The sequence below is a fragment of the Rhizobium sp. PEPV16 genome, assembly GCF_008919455.1.
Lineage (GTDB): Bacteria > Pseudomonadota > Alphaproteobacteria > Rhizobiales > Rhizobiaceae > Rhizobium > Rhizobium leguminosarum_Q.
In genome coordinates this window covers 57,609-66,926 of the sequence record NZ_VSZV01000338.1, presented here as the reverse complement: position 1 = coordinate 66,926, position 9,318 = coordinate 57,609, and the positions used below count along the sequence as shown (strand labels likewise).

General features: G+C 60.7%; 10 protein-coding genes. 8 read left to right on the top strand and 2 right to left on the bottom strand.

Annotated features, from left to right (window positions below):
- The first annotated feature begins 233 nt into the window (after positions 1-233).
- Positions 234-647 (top strand): DUF4174 domain-containing protein, encoded by a 414-nt coding sequence (locus FY112_RS25560; RefSeq protein ID WP_017961370.1) that lies wholly within the window; start codon positions 234-236, stop codon positions 645-647.
- A 63-nt stretch (positions 648-710) separates the two neighbouring features.
- Here the strand turns inward: FY112_RS25560 and FY112_RS25555 are convergent, their stop codons facing one another.
- Entirely contained in the window at positions 711-1,421 is a 711-nt protein-coding gene (locus FY112_RS25555) for a GntR family transcriptional regulator (RefSeq protein WP_151519563.1), read from the bottom strand.
- Positions 1,422-1,688: 267 nt separating this feature from the next.
- Between FY112_RS25555 and FY112_RS25550 the strand changes: the two genes are divergently transcribed.
- The 7 genes from FY112_RS25550 (at position 1,689) to FY112_RS25520 (ending at position 7,865) form a co-directional block, all read left to right on the top strand.
- The gene (locus FY112_RS25550) at positions 1,689-2,777 is read left to right on the top strand and encodes an ABC transporter ATP-binding protein (RefSeq protein ID WP_151519565.1); all 1,089 of its coding nucleotides are present in this window, start codon (positions 1,689-1,691) and stop codon (positions 2,775-2,777) included.
- Positions 2,778-2,831: 54 nt separating this feature from the next.
- The gene (locus FY112_RS25545) at positions 2,832-4,130 is read left to right on the top strand and encodes a PotD/PotF family extracellular solute-binding protein (RefSeq protein ID WP_094088718.1); all 1,299 of its coding nucleotides are present in this window, start codon (positions 2,832-2,834) and stop codon (positions 4,128-4,130) included.
- A gap of 164 nt (positions 4,131-4,294) precedes the next feature.
- Positions 4,295-5,209 carry an ABC transporter permease gene (locus FY112_RS25540; RefSeq protein ID WP_017961366.1) on the top strand — a complete coding sequence of 305 codons (915 nt, stop codon included), beginning with the start codon at positions 4,295-4,297 and terminating at the stop codon, positions 5,207-5,209.
- Between the two features lies 1 nt (position 5,210).
- Positions 5,211-6,032, top strand: a complete 822-nt coding sequence (locus FY112_RS25535; RefSeq protein WP_151519562.1) for an ABC transporter permease — start codon at positions 5,211-5,213, stop codon at positions 6,030-6,032.
- A 1-nt stretch (position 6,033) separates the two neighbouring features.
- Positions 6,034-6,768, top strand: coding sequence for an aspartate/glutamate racemase family protein (locus FY112_RS25530; protein WP_151519561.1), 735 nt, complete (start codon positions 6,034-6,036; stop codon positions 6,766-6,768).
- Between the two features lie 220 nt (positions 6,769-6,988).
- Positions 6,989-7,477, top strand: coding sequence for a heme-degrading domain-containing protein (locus FY112_RS25525; protein WP_151519560.1), 489 nt, complete (start codon positions 6,989-6,991; stop codon positions 7,475-7,477).
- Between the two features lies 1 nt (position 7,478).
- Positions 7,479-7,865 (top strand): hypothetical protein, encoded by a 387-nt coding sequence (locus tag FY112_RS25520; protein ID WP_151519559.1) that lies wholly within the window; start codon positions 7,479-7,481, stop codon positions 7,863-7,865.
- Positions 7,866-7,967: 102 nt separating this feature from the next.
- Here FY112_RS25520 and FY112_RS25515 read toward each other — a convergent pair whose 3' ends face one another.
- On the bottom strand, positions 7,968-9,227 hold the full coding sequence (locus tag FY112_RS25515; protein ID WP_151519558.1) for an AGE family epimerase/isomerase: 1,260 nt from the start codon (positions 9,225-9,227) through the stop codon (positions 7,968-7,970).
- Positions 9,228-9,318 lie beyond the last annotated feature (91 nt).

Below are 9,318 nucleotides of genomic sequence, written 5' to 3'. Positions count from 1 at the left end.
GGGCCGCGACTGACAAAGTGAGGATCGCGGCCATGGCTGCGATCCTTTTCCGCTTTTGGGCGGAACCTCGCTTATTCCCAGCCGTTTAATTCGGCAGGCACAGCCCGCCACTACAGCGCCCTTTTCGAGAGTCGCAAAGGGCGCTGTAGCACTTCGAATTGCTGCATAATCTATCGTTAAATCGATCCCGATTTAAGAATTATGCAGTGGTGACGGGCGAGGAATGAAGCACCATGCTAAAATCTATTGTTCATGAAATCATCGGTACACCCAGGCGTGAGCCTGAGCTTCCGCAATCGCTCGAGCAGTTTCGCGACAGGAAACGGGTGCTGATCATCTTTGCCGATGCGCAAGATGACCGCGCGCTCATCCAGGACGAATGGCTGCGCAAGGCGCATATGCGCTTGATCGAGGAAGACGTCGAGGTGTTCAGCATCGCCGGCGGCGGCGCGTTTGCGCTGTTCGACGATGACTGGGAACTCGATGCCGACGATATTCGCGATCGGCTGCAGGGACCGCCGTCCGGCGAGTTCGGGCTGATCCTGATCGGACGCGACGGAATCGTTAAGCTGCGCTCGAGCGAGCCGATGAGCGCCGAGGATATCTTCGCTGCCTTTGAGATGTTGCCGAAGAAGACGCCTTGGTAGCGTTTCGAGAGTTCGTTTGAAGCGGGCACGGTGAAGCATCCGCGTCCCGCGTCTTTTGCATGTTCAGAGTTCGAAGGCTTCCTTGAGGCCCAGGCTCTTGCGTTCGCGCAGGTCGAGATCTGCCTCGATATGGGCGATGTGATCCAGCATCAGCTGGCAGGCGCGGTCGAGTTCGTCGGCTTCGATCGCCGAGATGATGTCACCATGTTCGGAATGGCCGCAGCTCGATGCGGTCGACTGCCCGTAGAGCGCAATTACCAGAGACGAGCGGGCGACAAGCTCTTCCATGAAACGCTGCATGATTGAGTTTCCCGATATGGCCGCCAGCATCAAATGAAAATCGCCCGATGCCTTGATTTCGGCGCGGCGCGCCGTCTGGCCACGCTCGCTCATCAGGCGGCCTTCTTCCAGCAGAAGCTGTCGCAGATGGGTAATGTCATCAGGCGTGATCCGCGCCGCTGCCTCGCGCAAAATGCCTGGTTCGACCAAGCGGCGGGCGGAAAAGATCTGGCGAGCCTCATCAGGCGAGGGGTAGGCGACGAAGGCGCCGCGGTTCTTCTCGACGCTGACAAGACCCTCATAGGACAGCGCCTGCAGGGCGGCGCGGGCAAGCGTGCGGCTAACGTTGAAGAGATTGCCGACATCGCTTTCCGAAAGCTTGGTGCCGGGCGAGAGCCTGCGCTCGACGATCGCTTCGCGAATGGCATCGCGGATCTGTTGCGCGCCTGTTTCGGCGGAGTCTTCGGCCTGCTGAGCCTTGGCGACGGATTTCATGAAATTTATTTCCTGATGGTCGGCAAACCATACCCGGCTCCGCGGCAAAAGTTAAACAAAATTTGTGCCCGAAATGGTGGCAAGATTGTATACGATGTTTTGCACAAATTGCGCACGATAGCCTAAATCATGTGCAGATAGCGTTGCGCCTCTAATTTGCTCTCTCAATTGCGGTTTTGATAAAATCCTTATTTCACAATGGCTTCCTGCAAGCAACGGAGTCTGGCACGGCAGATGCATCGTCTTTTCCAAACAGGGGAAGGCATGATGTCGAAAGCGGCAGAGATCGATATAATATCCGTTTCGAAGGTCTATGGCGCGACGACTGCGGTCCATGCGATCAGCCTGAAAATTCCAGCCGGCTCCTATTGCTGCTTCCTCGGCCCGTCGGGCTGCGGCAAGACTTCCACGCTGCGTATGATCGCCGGCCACGAGAGCATATCGTCAGGCGACATCAGGCTCGGCAATGCCGTCGTCACCGATTTTCCGCCGGCCAGGCGTGGCACGGCGATGATGTTCCAGTCCTACGCGCTTTTCCCGCATCTCGACCTGATCGACAATGTCGCCTTCAGCCTGAAGATGAAGGGCGTCGACAAGCAAGAGCGGCGGGCCAAAGCGCTCGAGATGCTGAAGCTGATGCAGATGGAGGCCTATGCCACCAGGCGTCCGGCCCAGCTTTCCGGCGGCCAGCAACAGCGCGTGGCGCTAGCGCGCGCGTTGATCACCGATCCGGAAGCGCTGCTGCTCGACGAGCCGCTGTCGGCGCTCGATCCGTTCCTGAAGATCCGCATGCGTGCCGAACTCAAGAAACTCCAGAAGTCGCTCGGCATCACCTTCGTGCACGTCACCCACAGCCAGGAAGAGGCAATGGCGCTCGCCGACGTTATCGTCATCATGAATGACGGCCGGATCGAGCAGGCGGCAGCCCCGCGCGAGGTCTTCGAGCGGCCGGCGACGGCCTTCGTCGCGCGGTTCATGGGCGACCACAACGTGCTGTCCGGCCGGGTGACCTCGAGCGAGAACGGCGTGCTCGTCATGACCGTGCCGGAAGGCCAGAGCTTTTCCGTGCGCGGGACGGGCAGGGAAGTCGGAGAGCCCGTCGATATCGGTATCCGCACCGACCGCGTGCGCCTGCAGGTGGCGACCGAATGGACGCTCGGCTTCGACGGCATCGTCTCCAACATCGAATATCGCGGCTCTTCCGTGAAGATCACCGTTATCGGCGCCGGCAGCGACGACTTCACCGTCATTGCCGACGACGGCGAATATTTCGCCCGACCGGTCGCCGTCGGCGACACCGTCTCGCTCAGCTGGGCGCTCGAGGATGCCGTGCTTCTCGGCCGCTCTTCCGCATGAGCCATCACCATCAAGAACACTGAACCTTCCATATCCAAGAAAAGGGGAACTGACATGACGACTGAAACGACATCGACCAAGGCGGAGAAGGGGCTTTCCCGCCGCGCGCTGCTGAAGACGGGTGCTGCCGCCGTCGGCGCCATCGCCGGCTCCGGCGCCATCACCGGCTTTCCCACCATCTGGGCGCAGACGAACATCACGCTTCGCCAGTTCGGCACCGGCGTTTCGAACATCAATGCCATCGCTGAGAAGTGCAAGGCCGATCTCGGCATCACGCTGGAGATGACGGCGACCGATTCCGACGCCGCCGCCCAGCGCGCCGTCACCCAGCCCGACAGCTACGACATCGCCGACATCGAATACTGGATCGCCAAGAAGGTGTTCCCGACCGGCGTCATGCAGCCGATGGACGTCAAGAAGCTGAAATATTACGACAAGATCGTGCCGCTGTTCATCAACGGCAAGCTGAAGGCAGACAGCGTCATCGCCCAAGGCACGGCGCCGCACACGGTCGGCTTCGTCGAAGCGCAGGATTCCAAGACGTTCGCCAAGGAGGCGACGCAGTGGATGACGATGGTTCCGACCATCTACAATGCCGACACGCTCGGTATTCGCCCCGATCTCGTGGGCCGCGACATCACCAGCTGGGCCGACATCATGGATCCGAAGTTCAAGGGCAAGACCTCGATCCTCAACATTCCGTCGATCGGCATCATGGATGCCGCGATGATCATGGAAGCCATGGGCAACATCAAATATGCCGACAAGGGCAACATGACCAAGGAAGAGATCGACAAGACGATCGAATTCCTGATCAAGGCCAAGGGCGACGGCCAGTTCCGCGCCTTCTGGAAGAGCTTCGACGAGTCGGTGAACCTGATGGCGTCGGGCGAAGTCGTCATCCAGTCCATGTGGTCGCCGGCCGTTGCCGCCGTCCGCTCCAAGGGCATCGCCTGCAAGTATCAGCCGCTCAAGGAAGGCTATCGCGCCTGGGGCGGCGGTCTCGGCCTTGCTTCGCACCTCAAGGGCGCGCAGCTCGACGCCGCCTATGAATACATCAACTGGTACACATCGGGCTGGGTCGGTGGCTATCTCAACCGCCAGGGTTACTATTCCGCCTGCATGGACACCGCCAAGAACTTTATGACGGCGGACGAGTGGGGCTACTGGATCGAGGGCAAGGCTGCAACCGGCGACATCATGTCGCCTGAGGGCAAGGTCATGGAGAAGGCCGGCGCCGTTCGCGACGGCGGCTCCTTCGAAGCCCGCATGGGTGCGGTCGCCTGCTGGAACTCGGTGATGGACGAAGACCGCTACATGGTCCGCCGCTGGAACGAGTTCATCGCGGCCTAAGGCCAAGTAGGCGTTTATCGCCTTCCCCTCCCCAACCCTCCCCACAAGGGGGAGGGAGCCCGGCGAGGGTGCGGCAAAACTCTCCCTCCCCCTTGTGGGGAGGGTTGGGGAGGGGTCTTTGATGATCCCTCCTTTCATTACTTCGACGAACGAAAGGGTAAGGGATGGCGACCATCGCAGCGGAAACGGAGGAGGATGGCCAGGGCGCGCGCGGCGGGCGCGGACTGAGGCTTTCCCCATCTGCGATATCCTATCTCCAGGCGACGCCGCTGTTCGTCATTCTTGGCTTGTTCTTCCTGCTGCCGATCGCGATGATCGCGGTCGTCAGCTTCTGGGACTACGACTTTGCCGGTCTCTATCCCGATTTCCTGACGATGAACTACACCGACACGCTCGGTTCGTGGGTGACGTGGAAGATCTATCTCAACACGCTGAAATTCACCGCGATCGTCTGGGCGCTGACGCTCGTCATCGGTTTCTGGGTCGCCTATTTCCTGGCCTTCCACATCCGCAAGACATCGACGCAGATGATCCTCTTCCTTGTCTGCACCGTGCCGTTCATGACGTCGAACATCATCCGCATGATCTCGTGGATCCCGGTGCTCGGGCGCAACGGCCTCGTCAATTCGACGCTGATCAAGATGGGCATCATCCCGCAGCCGATCGAATGGCTGCTCTATTCCGATTTCGCCGTCGTGCTCGCCATGGTGCATCTCTATACGCTGTTCATGGTGACGCCGATCTTCAACACGCTGATGCGCATCGACCGGTCGCTGTTCGAGGCGGCGCGCGATGCCGGCGCGTCGGGCTGGCAGGTGCTGTGGAATGTCGTCATCCCGCTCGCCAAACCCGGCATGGCGATCGGCACGATCTTCGTCGTCACGCTCGTCATGGCTGACTTTTCGACGGTGCAGGTGATGTCCGGCGGCCAGAGCGCCTCGGTGGCGCTGATGATGAAGAACCAGATGTCGCTGCTGCAATATCCGGCCGCTGCCGCCAATGCCGTGGTGCTGCTCGCAGTCGTGCTGTTGATGGTCGCGGCCATCCTGCGCGTCGTCGACATCCGCAAGGAGCTTTGAGATGAGCCACGAAAAACGCGGCCTGGAATTCTACCTGCTGGCGCTCTTCTTCATCATCTTCGTGCTGTTCCTCTACGGGCCGCTATCGGCGATCCTGATCCTCTCCTTCCAGGGGCCGGACGGCGGCCTGACCTTCCCGATGAACGGTGTTTCCACGCACTGGTTCTTCAACCTATTCGAGAAGCAGGCGGTCGGCGATTTCGGCGCCTCGTTCCGCCGCTCCTTCACCCTCGGACTGATGGTGATGGCGGTGACTGTCGTCGTCTCTCTGCTCGCCGGCCTTGCTTTCCGCCGCCGTTTTCGCGGTTCGACGGCGCTGTTCTATGCCACGGTCGCAAGTCTCGTCGTGCCGTCGATCATCATCTCGCTCGGCATCGGTGTCGTCTTTCAGGAGGGAGGGCTGAAACCCGCCTGGTATTCGTCGGCCTTCGGTGCCCATCTGACCTGGACGCTGCCCTTCGGCGTGCTGATCATGTTTGCCGTCTTCAACCGCTTTTCGCCGGCCTATGAAGAGGCGGCGCGCGACCTTGGCGCCAGCTCCTGGCAGACGTTCCGCCATGTCGTGCTGCCGATGATCGCGCCGAGCCTCGTCGGCGTCGGCCTGTTCGGTTTCACACTTTCCTATGACGAATTCGCCCGCACGCTGATGACATCAGGCACCTACAACACGCTGCCGCTCGAAATCTACGGCATGACCACCAACGTCACGACGCCGGTGCTTTATGCGCTCGGCACGGTGACGACGCTGTTTTCCTTCACCATCATTCTCCTCGCGCTCGGCATCATGACGATGCTCAGCCGGCGGCAGGCAAAGATAAACTGACATGCGCATCCTCATCGTCAATCCGAACACCACGGCCTCCATGACCGAGAAGGCCGCCACCGCCGCGCGTGCTGTGGCGGCATCCGGCACGGAGATCATCGCGGCCACTTCGCGCATGGGGCCGGTTTCCATCGAGGGACACTACGACGGGGCCTTAGCGATCCCCGGCCTGCTCGCCGAACTCAAGGAGCGGCAGACGGCGGGCTATGACGCGGCTGTTATCGCCTGTTTCGACGATACCGGGCTCGAAGCGGCGCGGACCTTTGCCGATGTGCCGATCCTCGGGCTTTGCGAATCCGCCGTGGTGACGGCGGGCTTCCTGGCGCAGCGCTTCACCGTGGTGACGACGCTGGAGCGCTCGCGGGTGCTGATCGACAATCTGGTGCGCCGCTACGGCATGGGCGACCGTGCCAAGGTGCGCGCTTCCGACATCCCGGTGCTGGAGCTGGAAGATGCAGGCTCGGGCGCGATCGGCAAGCTCAGAGCCGAGATCGAGCGGGCGCTTTTGGAAGACGGCGCCGAGGCGATCGTGCTCGGCTGTGCCGGCATGACCGATCTGGCGCGAGAACTGCAGGAAATCTACGGCGTGCCGGTCGTCGATGGCGTCGCGGCCGCCGTCAAGCAGGCCGAAACGCTGGTGTCGCTCGGACTTTCCACCAGCAAGCGCGGCTCCTACGCCTCGCCACTGCCGAAACCCTTCATCGGGGCGATGAGCGGTTTCTCGCCGGTCCTGTGACCGTTTCGAGATGCTGACGCCGAAGCTCTGACGAAGAGCATTTCCGTTTTCTTCGAGTGACGAAAATGCTCTATCTCATTGTCTTCGCGCAATTCCGGACGCAAGACCGCCGCGCAGTTTTGCTGGAGTTGCTTCAGGGGTAGGCCCAAGTTTTTGCTTTACTTTTTTGCTCTCCGCGAGAATGGTCTGCACGGATCATCGCGCAAGAGGAACGCTCATCATGACAATCGAGGACGATCTCAGCCGGATCGTGGAGCAGGAGAAAGTGCTGAGCTTCGACGCCTTCGACCTGACGACGGCATGGCAGCTCGGCAAACTCCTGCAGGAACTCGCCACCGAGCGCGGCCTCGGCATTGCGATCGACGTGACCCTGCATTCGATGCCCGTTTTCTATGCGGCACTTCCAGGTGTGACGCCTGATAACGTCAATTGGGTCCGGCGCAAGCGCAACATGGTGCTGCGTTATTTCCGCAGCAGCTATGCCTCCGGCCTGAAGCTGCAGAAGGACGGTAAGACGGTCGAGGATAACGGACTTTGCGGCGCCGACTATGCGCCGCATGGCGGCAGTTTCCCGATCAACGTCAAGGGTACCGGCTGTATCGGCGCCGTCACCGTCTCGGGACTGCCGCAGCGTGACGACCACAATCTCGCGGTCGAGGCGCTGGCGCTGATGCTCGCCAAGGATCTGGATACGCTGCGGCTCGCCTGAGATGGCTGCAATTTCCGGCAAGCGCCGCATGGGTGATGGCTACGAGCCGCATGTCGATGATATCGATGGAAGGCTGATCTATTCGCTTCCCGTCGATTCCGGCCATGTCAGCCTGTCGTTCGAATATCAGATCGAGGCCGGCGATCTGGCTGTGCTGCTCGATGACGCCTATCGCCGGGCGGTCCTGCATTGGGTTCTTCACACCAAGCTTCAGCGCACGATCACCGGCATGGCCGTGGAGATATCGCAAGCCGATTTTCGTGCGCTCTTGTCGGAGATATTGCATTCGCCGATCGACGACGTGGAGCGGATGATCGAGGCCGTGAACCGCCAGCACAATATTCGTTTGCAACATTATATTCGTCTGGATCTGGCGCAGGAGCGCTGACAATGCTTTTCGCTCAGCCTTGTGCCGAGCATCTGCCGCGCTATCCGTAGATCCTCGGCACAAGGCTGAGAATGACGTCTCTTGCCGGTGAGGCCGTTCGCCTCAGAGCTTGCCGCCAGCCTCAGTGATGCCCTTCGTCAGGCTGCCCGTCGCCGGGAAAAGCGGGATGAGACAGGCCTGCAGCGCGTGGTAGATATCGCCCTTACCGGGGAAGAGAGAGTGAGAGGGAACGAGATCCTCCGTCAGCTCCTCATGCCAGCCGCCGTTCTTGTGGTCGATGAAGGCGCGCTCGATCACGTTCCAGATCTTGCGGTAACTCTCTTCATGGAAATCGCTCGGCAGGTGCTCGTTGAGGAAATGTGCGGCAGCCGCACCTTCGCAGGCTGGCCACCAGAGCTTGTTGCGCTTGGCGGGCTTGTCGTCCCAATCGAGCGTATAGAAGAAGCCGCCCTTGTCGTTGTCCCAGCCGAGCGCCATGGATTGCGCAAAGAGGGCCTTCGCCGCATCCGGCATCCATTCGATCCGTTTGCCGCCGAGCGCCCAGAGCTGCAGGATGAGGCGGGCCCATTCCAGCCAGTGGCCGGGCGTTGTGCCGGCCGGGCGGAACATTTCGTTCGGATGATAGTAAGTCTTGTCGAGGTTCCATTCGGCGTCGAAATGCTCGGCGACGCGCCAGTCGACCGAACCGGCCAAACGGCGGATAACGAGATCGGCGATGCTTTCTGCCTTGGTCAGGTATTCCCTGTCGCCGGTGGCTTCGAAGGCCGCCATCAGCGCTTCGGTCAGGTGCATGTTGGAGTTCTGGCCGCGATAGGCACCGCCGTCGAGCGGCTGCCAGTCGGCGGTGAATTCCTCGGCGATCGCGCCGTGCTTCGCTTCCCAGAATTTTGTGTTGAGGATCTCGGTGATATCGGCGAGCATGCCGTCGGCAAGCGGATGGCCGATCGTCTTTGCCGCTGAGGCGGCGAGCAGCACGAAAGCATGGCCATAGCCCTGCTTGTTGGAATCGACCGGACCGTCATTGTTGAGCGACCAGAAATAGCCGCCATTTTTCCGGTCGCGGTGGTGGTTCCAGATATAGTCCATGCCGTGGCCGACGACATCGGCTGCACATGGGCGGCCGAGCAGAGCACCGATCGAGAAGCAATGCACGGCGCGCGCCGCAATATGGATGCCGCGAACCTGGCTCTCGGCATCGAGAGGCCTGCCTTCGTCGTCGAGATCGTAGAAGCCGCCCTTGGGGTTGACCGAATTGTGCTGGAAGAAATCGAAGAGACCGTTCGCCTGGGTCAGCAGCCAGCTGCAGTGATAGGTGCGGGTCGTCCAGTTTCCAAGCACGGCGTTGCCTGTTGCGGGTGCCATGATGCTCCTCCGATTTCGTGCACAAAGCGTGGTAAACGCCTATATAGGCGTCGTGCGAGTCTGTCATCCGGCGAGATTTGCAAAGCACGAA